General features: G+C 29.6%; 14 protein-coding genes. 10 read left to right on the forward strand and 4 right to left on the reverse strand.

The window, feature by feature from the left end:
- Positions 1-173 precede the first annotated feature (173 nt).
- Together OIF33_RS14880 and OIF33_RS14885 are read left to right on the forward strand one after the other, a co-directional pair.
- The gene (locus OIF33_RS14880) at positions 174-2,405 is read left to right on the forward strand and encodes a ribonucleoside-diphosphate reductase subunit alpha (RefSeq protein WP_322505017.1); all 2,232 of its coding nucleotides are present in this window, start codon (positions 174-176) and stop codon (positions 2,403-2,405) included.
- A gap of 97 nt (positions 2,406-2,502) precedes the next feature.
- Complete coding sequence (locus tag OIF33_RS14885) at positions 2,503-3,537, forward strand: ribonucleotide-diphosphate reductase subunit beta (protein WP_322505018.1); 1,035 nt, start codon at positions 2,503-2,505, stop codon at positions 3,535-3,537.
- A 205-nt stretch (positions 3,538-3,742) separates the two neighbouring features.
- Here the strand turns inward: OIF33_RS14885 and OIF33_RS14890 are convergent, their stop codons facing one another.
- Positions 3,743-4,438, reverse strand: coding sequence for a carbonate dehydratase (locus OIF33_RS14890; protein ID WP_322505019.1), 696 nt, complete (start codon positions 4,436-4,438; stop codon positions 3,743-3,745).
- A gap of 256 nt (positions 4,439-4,694) precedes the next feature.
- Here OIF33_RS14890 and rpsD point away from each other — a divergent pair, with 256 nt between their 5' ends.
- On the forward strand, positions 4,695-5,288 hold the full coding sequence (rpsD, locus tag OIF33_RS14895; protein WP_322505020.1) for a 30S ribosomal protein S4: 594 nt from the start codon (positions 4,695-4,697) through the stop codon (positions 5,286-5,288).
- Positions 5,289-5,461: 173 nt separating this feature from the next.
- On the opposite strand, the gene OIF33_RS14900 is transcribed toward rpsD, so the two are convergent.
- Positions 5,462-7,468 carry a sigma 54-interacting transcriptional regulator gene (locus OIF33_RS14900; RefSeq protein WP_322505021.1) on the reverse strand — a complete coding sequence of 669 codons (2,007 nt, stop codon included), beginning with the start codon at positions 7,466-7,468 and terminating at the stop codon, positions 5,462-5,464.
- Between the two features lie 473 nt (positions 7,469-7,941).
- Here OIF33_RS14900 and ptsP point away from each other — a divergent pair, with 473 nt between their 5' ends.
- From ptsP to OIF33_RS14920, 4 genes are all read left to right on the forward strand, one after another.
- Positions 7,942-9,561: a phosphoenolpyruvate--protein phosphotransferase gene (ptsP, locus tag OIF33_RS14905; RefSeq protein ID WP_322505022.1), complete on the forward strand. Its 1,620-nt coding sequence runs from the start codon at positions 7,942-7,944 to the stop codon at positions 9,559-9,561.
- 163 nt (positions 9,562-9,724) lie between these two features.
- Positions 9,725-10,894: a beta-aspartyl-peptidase gene (gene iadA, locus OIF33_RS14910; protein ID WP_322505023.1), complete on the forward strand. Its 1,170-nt coding sequence runs from the start codon at positions 9,725-9,727 to the stop codon at positions 10,892-10,894.
- A 117-nt stretch (positions 10,895-11,011) separates the two neighbouring features.
- Complete coding sequence (gene trxA, locus OIF33_RS14915) at positions 11,012-11,326, forward strand: thioredoxin (protein ID WP_322505024.1); 315 nt, start codon at positions 11,012-11,014, stop codon at positions 11,324-11,326.
- 26 nt (positions 11,327-11,352) lie between these two features.
- Entirely contained in the window at positions 11,353-12,213 is an 861-nt protein-coding gene (locus tag OIF33_RS14920) for an NAD(P)/FAD-dependent oxidoreductase (protein WP_322505025.1), read from the forward strand.
- 32 nt (positions 12,214-12,245) lie between these two features.
- Here OIF33_RS14920 and OIF33_RS14925 read toward each other — a convergent pair whose 3' ends face one another.
- Both OIF33_RS14925 and OIF33_RS14930 read right to left on the reverse strand, forming a co-directional pair.
- Positions 12,246-12,848, reverse strand: a complete 603-nt coding sequence (locus tag OIF33_RS14925) for a cell wall hydrolase (protein WP_322505026.1) — start codon at positions 12,846-12,848, stop codon at positions 12,246-12,248.
- A 70-nt stretch (positions 12,849-12,918) separates the two neighbouring features.
- A complete protein-coding gene (locus tag OIF33_RS14930) occupies positions 12,919-13,881 on the reverse strand; it encodes a hypothetical protein (RefSeq protein WP_322505027.1) in 963 nt (320 codons plus the stop codon).
- 159 nt (positions 13,882-14,040) lie between these two features.
- On the opposite strand from OIF33_RS14930, the gene cdaA reads away from it, so the two are divergent.
- The 3 genes from cdaA to OIF33_RS14945 all read left to right on the forward strand — a co-directional run bounded on the left by cdaA (position 14,041) and on the right by OIF33_RS14945 (position 17,925).
- Positions 14,041-14,898 (forward strand): diadenylate cyclase CdaA, encoded by an 858-nt coding sequence (cdaA, locus tag OIF33_RS14935; RefSeq protein WP_322505028.1) that lies wholly within the window; start codon positions 14,041-14,043, stop codon positions 14,896-14,898.
- Complete coding sequence (locus tag OIF33_RS14940; RefSeq protein ID WP_322505029.1) at positions 14,865-16,247, forward strand: YbbR-like domain-containing protein; 1,383 nt, start codon at positions 14,865-14,867, stop codon at positions 16,245-16,247. Before cdaA ends, OIF33_RS14940 begins: the two co-directional genes overlap by 34 nt.
- 76 nt (positions 16,248-16,323) lie before the next feature.
- Positions 16,324-17,925 carry an NAD(P)/FAD-dependent oxidoreductase gene (locus tag OIF33_RS14945; protein WP_322505030.1) on the forward strand — a complete coding sequence of 534 codons (1,602 nt, stop codon included), beginning with the start codon at positions 16,324-16,326 and terminating at the stop codon, positions 17,923-17,925.
- Positions 17,926-17,999 lie beyond the last annotated feature (74 nt).

A 17,999-nucleotide genomic window follows, 5' to 3' on the forward strand; every position in this document is an offset into this window, starting at 1 on the left:
AAATAACATTAAAAAAAGAAAATATAACTTATATAATAAGAGTTATTGATATAAAAACCTAACTTTTTCAAGAAATTCAAGTTTTACAAAACAGACTTAAATTATTATAATAAATTGTCAAGATATTGTGCGAAAATAAAGATTAATTACTATATATTGTGGAGGGGTAGCTAATGACACTATTAAAGAGATATTGTGCATGGTCTATAGAAGAACTAAATGATGAAACGGGACTATATACTGAAGAAAAGTTAATGGTAGCTTTAGATAATATAGTTACATCAAAAATGGGAGAAAAAGAGATAATAAAATCTTTCATACAAGTTTCATTAGAGTTAACTTCTCAAACGGAACCAAGATGGCAAGAAGTAGCGGCAAAGTTATATGTTAAGAATTTATATGAAGAGGTAAGGATAAACAGAGGATTAGAAGGTGGTGTAAATCCATATGATAACTTCTATGATTTTATAAAAGAACTTACTGATAAAGGTTTATACGGAAAATATATTTTAGAAAATTATTCTAAAGAAGATATAGAAGAGTTAGAAAAAGAAATAAAAAGAGAAAGAGACTTTTTATTTACATACAGTGGAATAAATTTATTAGCTAAAAGATACTTAGTTCAAGATTTTAATAGATTACCATTAGAGCTTCCTCAACAAATGTTTATGGGAATTGCTATGCATCTTGCTATTCCTGAGAAAAAGGAAAAGAGACTTTATTGGGCTAAAAGATTCTATGATGTTTTAAGTTCTATAAAAGCTACAATGGCTACACCAACTATGTCTAATGCTAGAAAGCCATTCTATCAATTAAGCTCATGTTTTATAGACACTGTAGATGATAGTTTAGCAGGTATATATAAATCATTAGATAACTTTTCAAAAGTTTCTAAGTTCGGTGGTGGAATGGGAATCTATATGGGTAAGGTAAGAGCTCTAGGCTCAGCTATAAGGGGCTTTAAAGGTGCATCAGGCGGAATTATACCTTGGATAAAATTATTCAATGACACAGCTGTAGCCGTTGACCAACTAGGAGTTAGAAATGGATCAGTTGCTATTTGGTTAGATGCTTGGCATAAAGACTTACCAGAGTTTCTTCAAATAAGAACAAACAATGGAGATGACAGAAAGAAAGCACATGATATATTCCCAGGGCTTTGTTATCCAGATTTATTTTGGAAGTTAGCCGAAACTGATATAGATGCTAACTGGTATATGATGTGTCCTCATGAAATAAAGACTGTTAAAGGATATTCCTTAGAAGATTTCTATGGAGAAGAGTGGGAAAAGAAATATTATGAGTGTGTAGAAGACTCTAGAATAGAAAAGAGAGTTATGAGTGTTAAGGACATTGTTAGACTTATAATAAAGAGTGCTGCAGAAACAGGAACACCTTTTGCTTTCTATAGAGATACTGTAAATAAATTTAACCCTAATAAACATAAGGGTATGATATACTCATCAAATCTTTGTACTGAAATAATGCAAAATATGAGTTCTATGGAGATAGAGCAAACAGAGATTAAGGATGAAAATGGTGATGTAGTAGTTATTGAAAAAACTAAACCAGGAGACTTTGTTGTTTGTAACTTATCTTCAGTGGTATTAGGAAATGTAGATGTTACATCAGATGAAGAAATAGAATACATAGTTGAAACTCAAATAAGAGCTATGGATAACGTAATAGATTTAAATTATTATTCAGTTCCATTTGCTGAAATAACAAATAAAAGATATAGAGCAGTTGGATTAGGAACATCAGGATACCATCACATGCTTGTAAATAATAAGATTGTATGGGATTCAGAAGAACATTTAGAGTTTGTAGATAAGGTTTATGAAAGGATAAACTTCTATGCTATAAAGGCTAGTTTAAATATAGCTAAGGAAAAAGGAAGCTATCCATTATTTGAAGGTTCAGACTGGAGCAATGGTGATTATTTTGAATTAAGAGAATATAATTCACCACAGTGGAAAGAACTAAAAGAAGAAGTTACTAAGCATGGTATGAGAAATGGATACTTATTTGCAGTGGCTCCAAATGGTTCAACAGCTACTTTAGCGGGAACTTCAGAGGGAGTAGATCCAGTTATGAATAGATTCTGGCTAGAGGAGAAAAAAGGAAGCATAACTCCAAAAGTAGCACCAGGGCTATGTCAAGAAAACTTCTGGTATTATGTTTCAGCTTATAATGTAAATCAAGAGTTTACTGTTAGAGCTAATGGAGTGAGACAAAGACATATAGACCAAGGACAATCATTTAATCTATATATAACTACAGACTATACTATGAGACAAATCATGAATCTTTACATAGCTGCATGTAAAAATGGAGTTAAGAGTATTTACTATGTAAGAAGTAAATCATTAACTGTTGAAGAGTGTGAGAGTTGTTCAGCATAGAAAAAATAGATTAAGAGAATAAAGATACTCATCTAAATTTAGATGGGTATCTATTACGTATAAACCAAGAAATAAAGTGATGAAAGGTGACGCAGAAATGGAAATAAATAAAAGACCTCTTTTTAATGAGTTTGGAGATACTGAAACTAATAAGAAGAGAATGATAAATGGTAATACAACTAACTTAAATGACTTTAATAATATGAAATATACTTGGGTTTCAGAATGGTACAGACAGGCTATGAATAACTTCTGGATACCAGAAGAAATAAATTTAGCTCAAGATTTAAAGGATTATAAAAAGTTAACTAAGGAAGAAAAAACAGCTTATGATAAAATATTATCTTTCTTAATATTCTTAGATTCAATACAAACAGCAAACTTAGGAAATATAAATAGTTATATTACTGCTTCAGAGGTTAACTTATGTTTAACTATACAAGCTTTCCAAGAAGCGGTTCACTCACAAAGTTATAGCTACATGTTAGATAGTATTTGTTCACCAGAGGAAAGAAATGAAATACTATTCCAATGGAAGGATGATTCTATATTACTTCAAAGAAATAAGTTTATAGGAGAGCTATATAATAACTTTTTAGAAAACTCAACTATGGAAAATTTTATAAAATCAGTAATGGCTAACTATATCCTAGAAGGTGTTTATTTCTACTCAGGATTTATGTTCTTCTATAACTTAGAGAGAAATGGAAAAATGCCAGGTTCAGCTCAAGAGATAAGATATATAAATAGAGATGAAAATACTCATTTATGGTTATTTAGAAGCATAATAAAAGAATTAAGAGAAGAAATGCCAGAGGTATTTACTGAAGAATTAAAGAATGACTTAAGAGAAATGGTTAGAACTGGTGTCGAGCATGAAATTGCATGGGGACATTATGTTATAGGTGATAATGTTAATGGGATAAATAAAAATCTTATAGAAAAATATATAAAATATATAGGAAACTTAAGGGTTAAAGCTATAGGATTAGAACCTTTATTTGAAGGATATAATGAAAATCCAGCACCATGGGTAGATTACTACGCTGATGCAAACCAAGTAAAAACAGATTTCTTTGAAGCCAAATCAACAGCTTATGCTAAAGCTGGAGCTTTAATAGATGATCTATAATCTTTAATATATTCAACATAAGAAGAGGCTGTATTAATAGTGCTTAAAATAAAATTTATAAATATATTCTGAGAATTACTAAATTCCAGCAATAATTTATAAGTTCTATTATATAAGATTTTTATACAGTCTCTTTTTTTACATGTTTTTATTTTGTCATGTCTTAAAATGGTATTAAATTTTAGCTAGATTTAAATAAAATGGTTTATTCCAATAAATCAGGAGAATTTAAATCATAATGCAATCCACAGCTACAGAGGCCTTCTCCAAATAAGATTGAATATGATTGAGGAAAAGCACTATTTATCTTTATCACTTCTTTAGCAAATTCCTCTCTGTCTTTAGGTATATCCATTAAAGCATCAGCCTTTTCTTGTGTATCAATTATAGCACCAGAAGGTATAAACTTATTTGGAGGTATTTTAATGGCTCCTGTTACCAAGGTATTTGCAGAAATATAAGTTCCTTCACCTACTATTGCATAGAAAACAGTACTATTAAAGCCAACAAAGACATTATCTTTTAAGTAACAAGGACCGTGAATTATGGCACCATGAGCACAGGAAACTGATTTGCCTATATAAATAGAGTATTTTTTATTGTCTATAAGAACTTTTTCTTTAGCTAATCCATGTAATATAACACCATCTTGTAGATTGGAGCTTTCACCAATAAAAAATGGAGAACCTTCATCACATCTAACAGTAACATTGCAGGCTATAAAAACATTCTTTTCAATAGTTACATCTCCTATAATTGAAGAAAAAGGACCAATAAAGGCTGTAGGGTCTATACTTGGAGAAATACTTACTTTATTAATCTCAGTTTTAGGATTTGGACTTATAACATATGGATGAGTATTTAAATTATATACATTTTGACGTGAACTAATAGAATTCATAACTTATCACCTTAAATTAACTTTATAACTTCATAATATTAACATGCTAATTAGAATGTGTTATTACTAAAATAATGTATAAATTTTTATTTCAAAATAGACAATAAAATTATAGTTTAAAGATAGAGTGAGTATTTAAAAGCATTAATAAGATAAATAAATATAAAATAGATATTCGTTAATGATAATCATTTTCAATGAGATAAAGTTTATGTTAAAATGACATCATAGAAAAACAAACATTTGGAGGTTTAATATGGCTAAAATGATGGGACCTCGTTTCAAAATGTGTAGAAGACTTGGATTAAATGTAATAGGACATCCAAAGGCGATGGAACGAGCAAGCAGAGGAACAAGCAGAGCAGATAAAAAATTATCTGATTATGGTGTTCAATTATTAGAGAAACAAAGATTAAGAGCTTATTATGGTGTTATGGAAAGACAATTTACTAGATATGTAGATCAAGCTTTTAATAGTAAAGAACAACCAGGTGAAGCTTTACTTATGATTTTAGAGTCAAGACTTGATAATATGGTATATAGAATGGGATTTGCAACTTCTATAAGACAAGCTAGACAAATGGTTAACCATGGACACTTCTTAGTAAATGGAGAAAAAGTAAATATACCATCTTTTAGATTAAATGTTGGAGATGAAGTTGTTTTAAGAGAGAAATCAAGAAAAACAGAAATGTTTATAAACAACTTTAAGGATAGTATAGGAAGTGAAGTTCCTTACGTAAGTAAAGAAGAGGAAAGCTTTAAAGGAATATTTACTAGAAAACCTAAGAGAGAAGAAATTCCAATAACAATACAAGAGCAATTAATAGTTGAATTCTATTCTAAATAATAGTAATGCTGTATAACTGTTTAATTCAATAGGAAATTTAGTTTTAATTACCAAGCTGTTCCCGTAGTTAAGACTAAAATATCTTGTCATAATTATACCTAATAATGTTACTAAACTCTTACTAATAAAAAACACTTGGAGGTGTGCTGGCCTCCAAGTGCTTTTTACTTTTATTATTTTTTTACATCTATATTATACTTTTTACATTTTAGAGAAACTGTTCTATGAGTTAATCCTAAAGCTTTACCAGCCTTATTAAATGATTTATATTTTTTCATAGCTGCTTCAATTATTTGCTTTTCATATTCTTCGAAAGGAAGGATATGATCCACATCAATATTTAAAGCGAAAGAAGTAGATTCAATTGGCTTTAAATAAGAAGGAAGATATTTGCTATCTATATAATCTCCATCGCATAGATTTATAGCCCTTTCCATTATGTTTTCAAGTTCACGAATGTTTCCAGGCCAAGAATATTCAATTAAGAGATTAAGAGCATCTTGGTTTATTCCTAATATACTTTTATTTAGCTTTTTATTTAGCTTAGTTATAAAATGCTCAACTAATTCAGGGATATCTTCCTTACGTTCCTTAAGAGGAGGAAGATTAATACCAAGGACATTAAGTCTATAATAAAGATCTTCTCTAAATGAACCTTCCTCAATCATTTCTTCTAAATTTCTATTAGTTGCTGCAATAACTCTTACATCAATGTTCTTAGGTGCAATTCCTCCAACACTTTCAATTTCTCTTTCTTGCAACACTCTAAGTAGTTTAACTTGCATTGATAAAGGCATATCACCTATTTCATCTAAGAAAATTGTTCCAGTATCAGCAATTGCAAATTTACCTGGCTTACTTTGAACTGCACCTGTAAAAGCACCTTTCTCATATCCGAATAATTCACTTTCCAATAGATTTTCAGGTATTGAAGCACAGTTAACTCTAACAAAGGGTTTATTTTTTCTATTACTATTATTATGTATAGCTTTTGCTATAAGCTCCTTTCCTGTACCACTTTCACCTCTAATAAGTACTGTAGAAGTAGTTTCAGAAGCTTTTTGACACATATACATTATGTCTTTTAATGTTCTAGTTGAACCTATAATGTTTTTAAAAGAAGAATTTTTAGAAAGTTGTCTTAAAAATTCATTTTTATAGTAATCTAATTCTTGTTCAGATTTATTTAATTTTGACATAAGCTCTTTAATTAAGCTAACTGGTCTAGAAGTTGAAATAACTCCTTTAAATTCACCATCAATAAATAGTGGGTCAATAGTACTTATGACATTAGTACCATTTTTCTTATGAATTACATCTTTTAATAAAGTTTTTTCTTTAAATACTTTAGCTCTAAGCCCTTTAGGAGAAACATCAAAAATGCTTTTTCCTATAATATCAGTACTTACTTTAGAGAAATTTTTAATATATGCAGGATTTAAGTAGTTTATTATGCCATTTTCATCTAAAAAGCAAATCATATCCTGTGAGTTTTCAAGTATCTTTGTAAATTTCTCGTTTATTTCCTTCATACCTATAAGATCAGATACATCTTGAATTACACTAACAGCTCCTATAATTTTTTCATTTATAAAAAGAGGAGAACTATTCACTAATCCAACTCTATTATTAATATGAAGTGTAGAACCATATTTTTTTAAATTACTAAGCATAACATGAGGAAGTTGAGATGAAGGAATTACCTCGTTAATTTTTTTACCATTAACATCTTTTCTATCACATCCAATGAATCTTAAAGCATATTGATTTATTGTTATTATATTTTGGTCTATATCTATAACAACAATTCCTATAGGTAGACTTTCTAGAACCTGTTCGTTAGCTACTATACTAGCATCAATTATTTCATCAATTTCACTATCTTCAGATTCTGAAGAATCATTTATGTTTTTATCAATAAAATCCATAAGAGATTGAACTGCTAATTTTTCAATCATTCCTTCATTTTGACATCCAATTAATATTCTTTCACCAGGTAAAACCTTAAGGGAAAGAATTGCAAGCATACTTATTCCAAGCCAATCAGTATAAGAATCTTTTTTTATATAAAGCTTAACTTTATATTTTGACTCTATTTCAGAGGCTTTATTAACAATCATAGCAGAGTATCTAGTATGTAATCCTAAGGGCGTTTTTATGATTAATTCTCTTGAATACATTAAATGAAATCACCGTCCAAAGTTTTATTTTAATGAATTATATACAAAAAAGTGAATGTACTTGATATTTTTTATCAAGCATTAATAATATATTATCAGAAAAACATATTATTTTAAAGGTTTTATATATGTTATTATTAATAAAAAAGAAATTTCTAAAGAAAATGTGATAAAAAATATCAAGAGTAAAATTTGATTGATATTTTTTATCACATTTAGTATAATAAAAGCAATTAATATAACTAATTATTTTTATGTAAGTTTTTAATGAATAAAATATTTTTATAAGAATTATAGGCATTTTTACTAGGGTTTATGAGTATAATATATCTTGAAAAATATTATGCTTTAAAAACTTGGCACGCAAATTGCTGTTGTATATAGGCAGTGAATTTGAAAAGTGAATTAGTTGAATTGTGATTGATATTTAATGTTGTATTTAGTTGAGTACGAACTTAAAGGAGGACTACATAATGAAAAAAGGTATTGCTGCTTCAAAAGGATATGCAATAGGAACTGTATTTATACAAGAACATGAGGAAATAGTAATAACTGATGCGAAGGTTTCAGATATAGCTGCTGAAAAAGAAAAGCTAGCTAAAGCTTTAGCTCAATCAAAAGAGCAATTAGAAGCAATAAAAGAAAAAACAGCTAAAGAAATCGGAGAGCATGAAGCTCAAGTTTTTGAAGCTCATTTAATGTTATTAGATGACGTAGAGTTTACTGGTCAAATGGAAATGACTATTGAAAATGATCAATTAAACGCTATGAAGGCTGTACAAAATGTTACAGATACTTTCGTTATGATATTTGATTCTATGGATGACCCTTATATGAGAGAGAGGGCAGCAGATATAAAAGACGTTTCTAAGAGAATAATAGCTAACCTAGCAGGTAAGGGCGGAAACGGAATGGAAAATGTAGGAGCTAACACTGTTGTTGTAGCTCATGACTTAACACCTTCAGATACTGCTCAATTAGATAGAAGTAAAGTTGTTGGTTTCTTAACTAACATCGGAGGAAGAACTTCTCACTCAGCTATAATGGCTAGAACATTAGAAATACCAGCTGTTGTTGGATTAGGTGATATAACAACTTCAGTTAAAAATGGAGATACTATCATAGTTGATGGTATTGAAGGTGTAGCTATAATCAACCCAGATGAAGCTACTATAAATGAATACAAAGCTAGATTAGAGAAGTTTAAAGCAGACCAAGAAGAATTAAAGAAATTAATAGATGTTAAAACAACTACTAAATCAGGTAGAAGAATAGAGGTTTGCGGAAATATCGGTAAACCAGAAGATATAGATCAAGTTTTAGAAAATGGTGGAGACGGAGTTGGACTATTTAGAACTGAGTTCTTATACATGGATAGAGATGAAGCTCCAACTGAAGATGAGCAATTTGAATCATACAAATATGTTTTAGAAAAAGCAAATGGTAAGCAAGTTGTTATCAGAACATTAGATATCGGTGGAGATAAAACTCTTCCATACTTACCATTACCAGAAGAAATGAACCCATTCTTAGGATACAGAGCTATAAGATTATGCCTAGACAGAAAAGATATATTTAGAGTTCAAATAAGAGCTTTATTAAGAGCTTCTGTTTATGGAAATCTTGCAGTAATGTTCCCAATGATTTCAGGATTAGAAGAATTCCAACAAGCTAAAGCATTTGTTGAAGAATGTAAAGCTGAATTAAAAGCAGAAGGAATAGCTTACTCTGATTCAATTCAATGGGGTATCATGGTTGAAATTCCAGCTGCAGCAGTTTATGCTGATGAATTAGCTAAGCATGTTGATTTCTTCTCAATAGGAACTAACGACTTAATCCAATATACATTAGCTGCTGATAGAATGAGTGAAAAGGTATCATACCTTTACAACCCAATGCATCCAGCTGTATTAAGATTAATCAAAATGACAATAGATGGTGCTCACAAACATGGTAAGTGGGTAGGAATGTGTGGAGAGATGGCAGGAGATGAAAGAGCTATACCAACATTAGTTGAATATGGCTTAGATGAATTCTCAATGAGTGCTTCATCAATCTTAACTGCTAAAAAGATAATAATGGAACAAGAATAATAGTCAATAATTTAAAAATTAATATACAACACTCAAAACCCTAAGTTTTGGCACGAATTGTTTCGTGCCTTTTTTTATATAAAAACTTATTTTTTTATTAAATAAATTTATTATTGAGTTTTAGGTAAAAATAATAATAATTTAAATAAAGGAGGTGTATTTTTTGTTAAAGATAATAAAAAATATAGAGGTTTATGATCCAGAGTATTTAGGCAAAAAGGATATTGTTATATTAAGTGATAAAATTGAAGGGATATATGATGAAGTAACTGTTCCAGAAAATTTTATAAATATTCAAGTTATTGATGGAGAAGGAATGATAGCTGTTCCAGGATTCATAGATTGTCATGTCCATATAATTGGTGGGGGTGGAGAAGGTGGATTTAGAACACGAACTCCAGAACTTCAATTAAGCAGTATTATAAAAGGTGGAATAACTACCCTAGTAGGGTGTATAGGAACCGATGGAGTTTGTAGAGACATGAAGGGATTAGTTGCAAAAGCAAAGGCTTTATGTGAAGAAGGTGTTACTTGCTATTGTTATACTGGATCTTATGATGTTCCTGTAAATACTATAACTAAAAGTATTAAGAGTGATTTACTTTTGATAGATAGAGTTATAGGTGTTGGTGAAATAGCCCTTTCAGATCATAGAAGTTCTCAACCAACCTATGAGCAGTTTATTAATATAGTAGCTCAGGCTAGAGTTGGAGGACTTTTATCAGGAAAGGCTGGGATAGTAAATGTTCATTTAGGTGCTGGAAAAAGAATGATCGAGTATATAACTAGATTAATAAATGAAACTGAGATTCCACCAAACCAGATTGTTCCTACTCATATGGGAAGAAGTAGAGAGCTTTTCGAGGCTGGTATAAACCACGCTAAAGCTGGTGGTCAAATTGATTTGACTACATCATCAGATCCTCAGCATTTAGAGGAAGGAGAGCTAACAGCTGGCGAAGGACTTAAAAAGCTTTTAGATGCTGGAGTAGACATAGAGAGAATAACCTTTTCTTCAGATGGAAATGGAAGTATGCCATTATTTGATGAAAATGGAGAGTTAAAAGGTTTAGGAATATGTTCAGTAGAAAGTCTTTTTAATGAAGTTAAGGAGGCTATAAAGCTTGGGGTACCTTTAGAAAAGGCTATAAGAGTTATTACTAGTAATGTTGCTAATGTTTTAAAGTTAGAGCATAAAGGCTTTATATCAACAGGAAAAGATGCAGATATAGTTTTATTAGATAAAAAAAATTTAGATATAAATTCTGTTATATCTAAAGGGAATATTTTGATGAATGATAAAAAATTGTTAGTAAAAGGTACCTTTGAATAACAAACTTATAAAAGTTAAATAATAGTTATTATTTGTAACATTGACTTAATATTTTAAATATAATATAATTGTAAGTAATAAAGTACCCCTAAGGGGTATATTAGGAGGCGCGTAAAAATGGTAAAACACATAAATGATCAAGATTTTAATACAGAGGTAATAGAAGCAAGTGAAGTAGTAGTTGTTGATTTCTGGGCAACTTGGTGTGGACCTTGTAAAATGATAGCACCAGTTATAGAAGAGTTAGCAAATGAAATGACAAATGTTAAATTTGTTAAAGTTGATGTTGATAAAAACCCAGGTTCAGCTGGAAAATATCAAATACAAAGTATACCAACTTTATTAATATTCAAAGGTGGAAAAGTTGTTGATACTTTAGTTGGATTTAGACCAAAAGCTGCATTAGTTGAAGCTATCAAAAAACACGTTTAATGAGCTTCTTAAGGAGATGAACAATTTTGAGCGAGAGATATGATATAGCCATAATAGGAAGCGGACCAGCTGGTCTTTCAGCTGCATTAAATGCAAAAATCAGAAATAAAAAATTTATTCTTTTTGGTAATGATGATTTAAGCACAAAGCTTGTTAAAGCACCAAAAGTAAATAACTATCTTGGATTTGTAGGAAAAGATGGTATTGACCTTAAGAATCAGTTTATGGGTCATTTAAAAGAAATGGATATAGAGATAACTGAGGAAAGAATAAATAGTATTTATGCTATGGGAGATTATTTCGCTCTTATGGTAAATGAAAAAATGTATGAAGCAACTTCAATAATAATTGCAACTGGTATAGAATACACAAAACCTATGAGAGGTGAATCAGAATTCTTAGGTAAAGGTGTAGGCTATTGTGCTACTTGTGATGCTCCGTTATATAAAGAAAAAGTTGTAACTATAATTGGTTATAATAAGGAAGCTGAAGAGGAAGCTAACTTCGTAAGTGAATTAGCAGCTAAAGTTTACTATGTTCCTAGATATAAAGGAGAATTTAATTTAAATTCATCAATAGAAGTTGTTGATGATATTCCTGTAGAAATACAAGGAGATAATAAGGTCACTAAACTAGTTACTAAGAATGGTGAAATAGATACTGATGGTATATTTGTATTAAGAGATAGTATATCACCAGGTCAATTAGTACCAGGTTTAAAAATAATTGGTGATCATATAGATGTTGATAGATCAATGAAAACCAATATAGAAGGATGTTTTGCTGCAGGTGATTGTACAGGTAAACCATATCAGTACATGAAAGCTGCTGGTGAAGGAAATGTAGCTGCCTTAAGTGCAGTATCGTACTTAGACAGTAGAAAATAAGAAAAAGCTAACACAAAGTGTTAGCTTTTTCTTTAGGTAACATTAAAAAATACATGTTGACCTATACTTTTTTCTCCTGTCTTTTCAACGCCTTTCATCCACGAGCATGTAGCAATTTTAGGGTTATAAAAATATAATGCTTCATTTGTTGGGTCACAGCCTTCTATAGCTTTAATAACAGCATTATAGCTATCACTATCAGGTACTACGTCTATTTTACCGTTTCTAACGCAGGAAAAGGCATTTTTTTGAGTTATTACTCCTTGAATAGTATCAGGGAAGTGAGAATCTGTTGTTCTGTTAAGAATTACTGAAGCAACAGCGATCTTGCCATCAAAAGGTTCACCTTTACTTTCAGCATATACAACCTGAGACATTAAATATATGTCATCTTTGGTCAAGGATATTGTAGAGTTTGAGCTCTTGAATACAGCGACAACCTCGTCAGGTGTATTACAGATTTGATCAGATTCTGGGTTTTGTGAATTAGCAGCTATTTCTGCTAATTCTATATAATCATTTTTGGTTACATGCTCATTTGAAAGAGAAAGCCCTAAAACTTCTTTCTCATTAAGTGTAGTGATAAGAAATAAGGCGAAGGCGAAGATGAAGTAAGTATAAATACTCTTTTTCATAAGAACCTCCTTTTAGGTAATTATTTTACTTTGTATATTGTAACCAAAAAAATAGACTTAATACGCTATTTTAATTTTTAATATAATTATCTAAGGACTTTTCGGCAGATTCTAATGAATAGATGAATTCATCAAATAGCTCAGAAGACTTATCATAATAATCTTCTGCAGTCTTTTTATTTTCGATCTCATCTAAAAGACCCTTGTAGAAATAATCAATGTAGTTACCATAAGATTTTAATGCCTTTTCAAGAGCTAAGAAGCAATCATTAGCTTGTTCTGGAATAGGCAAGGAATATAAATCATTTTTAAGTTCTTGGAGAGAAGCAATTTTACTGTCTATGTCGGTTGTTAAAACTTTTAAATCTCTATTGGATTCTTTTATTAGGTTTGCTGTTTCAAAAAGTTTTTCATCCATTGAAGAAAGTTTTAAAGCTATTGATTTCATGGCAACCACAAAATCATTTTTTTGGCTTTGGACAAAGTCTTTATCTCTATTTGTTTTTATTAACTCATTTATATAATAAAAAATGTCTTGAAGATAAGTATTTCCTTCTTTGTATAAATAAACAGGAATTAAATTAGCTCTACATAGGTAATAGTAATTTTCACATTCTTCTTTTAGCTTTAACGCAATAGCATATTCATCAGCTAGATTTAAGGCATCTGGTGTTTTTAGAATAGATAGTATTTTATTGAAAAGTTCAATATTTTTTTCTAAGCCATTACTAATAGGTGTTAATAAATATTCTCGTTTTGGAGAAACTGTTAAAGATTTTATATTAGAATTTATGTTTGAAAGTTTTTCAAGTTTATTTTCTATGGAGTTTATATAATTTTCTGAAGTTATGGTTCCTTCAGAAAAATCATAAGTAAGATTAATTTCAGAAATAGATCTTCCTAAGTCTTCAAGCTTAGATTTTTCATTATGTGCTCTAAAAAAGGAAAATCCTAAAACAAATATTAGTATTAGAACTGCAAATATTATATATATCAAGGAATTATCAATATATTTTTTATACTTAAAGTCCATAATAAGTACCCCCTCATTTGATTTTTATTAAAATATATGAAGAAATACATGATAACATTACCTAGAATATGTAAAACTACAAAGAAATGATTTAAAATATATTTTATAATTATATTTTTATTGTATAATTTAATTGTTAAGGTAATGGAGGTGAATTTTGTGCAAGAATTAATAATGATATTTACAAATAGTTTAAAGGATATATCTATTTGGTCAATCATAGATATTTTAATTGTAGCCTTTATATTTTATAGAGGTTATATATTAATAAAGGAAACTAGAGCAGAGCAATTATTAAAGGGAGTAATATTATTATTGATTTTAATCCCTATAAGTTATGTTTTAAGACTTCAAATGTTAAACTTTATATTAACAAAGACATTAACAATAGGAGTATTATCAATAGTAATTATTTTTCAACCTGAAATCAGAAGGGCATTAGAACATATAGGAAGTACTGCTTTTGATGATTTTCATGTAATTCAAGATGATCAAAAACTAGAGGAAGTTATTGACCAGCTTATAACAGCAGTAGAAGACATGGCTGAGACTAAAACAGGAGCTTTAATTGCTATTGAACAGGGAACTGGTTTAGCAGAAATAATATCCACAGGAACTCAGTTAGATGCTATTATAACATCAGCATTAATAGAAAATATATTCTTTAAGAATACTCCATTACATGATGGAGCAACTATAATTAGAAATGATAGAATCGTTTCAGCTGGTTGTGTTTTACCATTAACAAATAATAATACTATAAATAAAAAGTTAGGAACTAGACATAGAGCGGCTATAGGATTATCTGAGATATCAGATGCTTTAGTTATCGTCGTTTCAGAAGAAACAGGAGCGATATCCTTAGCTGTAAAAGGAAGATTAACTAGAAATTATGATGGTAAAAAGTTAAAAAATATATTATTAAAAGTCATGAGGAATAGACGTGATAAGAGAGGTAAATCTTATGGGGAGAAGGTGAAAATATGCTTAAAAAAATTAAAGGAAAAAATTTCTTGATAAAATTTATATGCTTATTATTATCCTTTTCACTTTGGTTATACATAATAAATGTGGAGAATCCAGTTAGAGAGTATAAATTGAATAATGTTCCTGTTCAAGTTGTAAATGCAGATGTTTTAAAGGGATATAATTTAGTATTGATCCCTAATCAAAATTTAACAGTAGACTTAGATTTAGAGGGGCCTTCAACTGAAATATATAAGGTTAAGAAAGAACAATTTAAAATAGTTGTTAATTTAGGAGAGTATGTTTTAAAAGAAGGAGATAACAACATACCAGTACAAATAGAAAGTTCTCCTAATAATATAAATATAAAAAACAATGGACTTTTAAGAGTTAATGTAGCTCTTGATAAATATCAAGAAAAAAGTTTACCTATTGAAAGTAAAATAAAAGTAAATACAGAACAAGGAACTTATGCTGATAAAATAACTATTAATCCACAGAATGCTACTGTATCAGGGGCTCAATCCTTAGTAAGCAAAGTTAAAGCTTTAGAAGTAAAAGGTGAGATAAATGATGTTAGCAAAGCTGTTAATATGAGTTTACCCGTTGTTGCTGTAGATGAAAATGGAAATGAAATTAAGGATGTAAATATAAGTCCAAATAAGGTAGATGTATCTTTTGGAGTTAAAAAAGCTAAGGAGGTACCAGTTAATGTAATAACAACAGGAACTCCTAAGGAAGGCTTAGCCTTAAAATCAATTACTCCAAGTATTGCAAAAGTTAGCTTAATTGGACCGGAAGATGCATTAAGTAAAGTTAGCTTTGTGGAAACTACACCTATAGATGTATCTCAATTTGCAGATGATGCAGAGGTAACAACGGTGTTAAAAGTTCCAGATGGAGTAAGCTTAACTTCTAATGATCAGTCTCAGATCAAAGTTAAATTAGATTTTAGCAAAGACGCACAAAAAGAAATTGATGTTCCAGTAACTATAGAAGGAAGTTTAGAAGGTTATACACCTGAAACTGATGTTAAGACCGTTAAGTTAACATTAGATGGGCCAGAAGATTCTATAAGTAATATAGATGTAAGTAAGTTTAAATGTAGTATTGATATATCAAAACTTACAGCAGATGGAGGAAGTGTAAAACCAACTATATCAAATTCTTATGATAACATAAAAGTTATTAATATGAATCCAGTAGAGGTTAAGGTAACTTTTAAAAAGAATGCTGAGTCAACTGGTGGTACTGATAATAATACTAATCCAGAAAATCCAAACAATAATAATAGTGATAATAGTAACAGTAGTAACAGTAATAATAGTAACAATAATAATAGTAATAGTAATAGTATTTCACGTGCAAATAATAAGCATAATAAAAATAATAAGCAATAAATATTTACCACAGATTACTTTAGGGTTATTCTGTGGTAAAATAATTTACTAAAGAAAATAAAATGGAGGCAATTTTATGACTATTAGAATAAATAATATTAGTTTAGATATAAATGAAGATTTAAGTCTTTTAAAAAATAAAGTAGCTAAAAAATTGAAGATGTCTAAGGATGAAGTTGGAGATATAAAGATAATAAAAGAGTCTTTAGATGCCAGAAAAAAGAATCTTATAAAATTTAATTATTGTATAAATATAGAGCATGAAAATGAAGATAAAATAGTTGCTAGACTTAATGATAAAGATGTGAAAATAGAAACGGTTAATTATGACTTTGATTTTAAGTTTGGAGAAAAAAAGCTTGAACATAGACCTGTAGTTGTGGGATTAGGACCATCAGGATTATTTGCAGCTCTTTTATTAGCTAAAAAAGGATTTAATCCAATAGTATTTGAAAGAGGAGAAGATGTTGATACAAGAACTAAAACTGTAGAAGAGTTTTGGAGAAGTGGGGAATTAAATCCAGAATCAAATGTACAGTTTGGTGAAGGTGGTGCAGGAGCATTTTCTGATGGAAAGCTTACAACTAGAATAAAAGATACAAGATGTGATTACGTACTTGATGCTCTTGTAAGAAATGGAGCACCAGAGGAAATAATTTATAAAGGGAAACCTCATGTAGGAACCGATATATTAAAGAATGTGGTTAAAAATATTAGAGAAGAAATAAAAAGATATGGCGGAGAAGTTCACTTTAATTCAAGATTTGAAGGAATAATAAAAAAGAATAACAAACTAAAAGGAATTAAGGTTAATGGAGAAGAAGTTCCATGTGAAGTAGTAGTTTTAGCTTTAGGACATAGCTCTAGAGATACATATGAAATGTTATTTAATGAAGGAATATTCATGAAGCAAAAACCTTTTGCCATAGGAGTTAGAATAGAGCATCCACAAGAAATTATAAACTTAAGTCAATATGGAGAAAAATATGCTAATCATCCTAGATTAAATGCAGCAGAATATAGACTATCATATCAAAGTAAAACTTTAGACAGAGCAATATATTCTTTCTGTATGTGCCCAGGAGGAGTTGTTGTTAATGCATCTTCAGAAGAAAATAGATTATGTGTAAATGGTATGAGTTATCACGCTAGAGATAAAGAAAATGCTAATTCTGCCTTAGTTGTAACTGTGGGATCAAATGATTTTGGAGGTGATCATCCTTTAGAGGGAATGAAGTTCCAAAGACATTATGAAGAACTTGCATTTAAACTAGGTGGAGGAAACTATAATACTCCTATTCAGTTAGTTGGAGATTTTATGAATGATAGAGTTTCAACCAAATTAGGAAAAGTTAATCCAAGTGTATTGAGTAATGGGTATAGATTTGAAGATTTAAGAAAATGTCTTCCTTCTTATGTAATAGCAGGATTAAAGGAAGGTATCACTGATTTTGATAGAAAGATAAAGGGTTTCGGTCATAATGATGGTGTTTTAACTGGTATAGAGACAAGAACTTCAGCACCAGTTAGAATTGAAAGAAATGAAAAGTTACAAAGTATATCTTTAGAAGGACTATATCCTGCCGGAGAAGGTGCTGGTTTCGCAGGTGGGATTGTTTCAGCGGCAGTAGATGGATTAAAGGTAGCTGAAAATATAATGAAAGAATATAGTGTTTAAAATTTAACAATTAAATAAAAAATAATAATTTGAATATTCTGAAAACTTATGTTTTCAGAATATTTTTTGGTAGA

This window comes from Clostridium sp. LIBA-8841 (genome assembly GCF_034439435.1).
In the GTDB taxonomy this organism is placed as follows: Bacteria; Bacillota; Clostridia; order Clostridiales; family Clostridiaceae; genus Sarcina.

Excerpts from the sequence above, each read along its gene's own strand:
- OIF33_RS14880 (WP_322505017.1), top strand. The coding sequence starts at position 174 with ATGACACTATTAAAGAGATATTGTGCATGGTCTATAGAAGAACTAAAT.
- OIF33_RS14885 (WP_322505018.1), top strand. The coding sequence starts at position 2,503 with ATGGAAATAAATAAAAGACCTCTTTTTAATGAGTTTGGAGATACTGAA.
- OIF33_RS14890 (WP_322505019.1), bottom strand. The coding sequence starts at position 4,438 with ATGAATTCTATTAGTTCACGTCAAAATGTATATAATTTAAATACTCAT.
- rpsD (WP_322505020.1), top strand. The coding sequence starts at position 4,695 with ATGGCTAAAATGATGGGACCTCGTTTCAAAATGTGTAGAAGACTTGGA.
- OIF33_RS14900 (WP_322505021.1), bottom strand. The coding sequence starts at position 7,468 with ATGTATTCAAGAGAATTAATCATAAAAACGCCCTTAGGATTACATACT.
- ptsP (WP_322505022.1), top strand. The coding sequence starts at position 7,942 with ATGAAAAAAGGTATTGCTGCTTCAAAAGGATATGCAATAGGAACTGTA.
- trxA (WP_322505024.1), top strand. The coding sequence starts at position 11,012 with ATGGTAAAACACATAAATGATCAAGATTTTAATACAGAGGTAATAGAA.
- OIF33_RS14925 (WP_322505026.1), bottom strand. The coding sequence starts at position 12,848 with ATGAAAAAGAGTATTTATACTTACTTCATCTTCGCCTTCGCCTTATTT.
- OIF33_RS14930 (WP_322505027.1), bottom strand. The coding sequence starts at position 13,881 with ATGGACTTTAAGTATAAAAAATATATTGATAATTCCTTGATATATATA.
- OIF33_RS14940 (WP_322505029.1), top strand. The coding sequence starts at position 14,865 with ATGCTTAAAAAAATTAAAGGAAAAAATTTCTTGATAAAATTTATATGC.
- OIF33_RS14945 (WP_322505030.1), top strand. The coding sequence starts at position 16,324 with ATGACTATTAGAATAAATAATATTAGTTTAGATATAAATGAAGATTTA.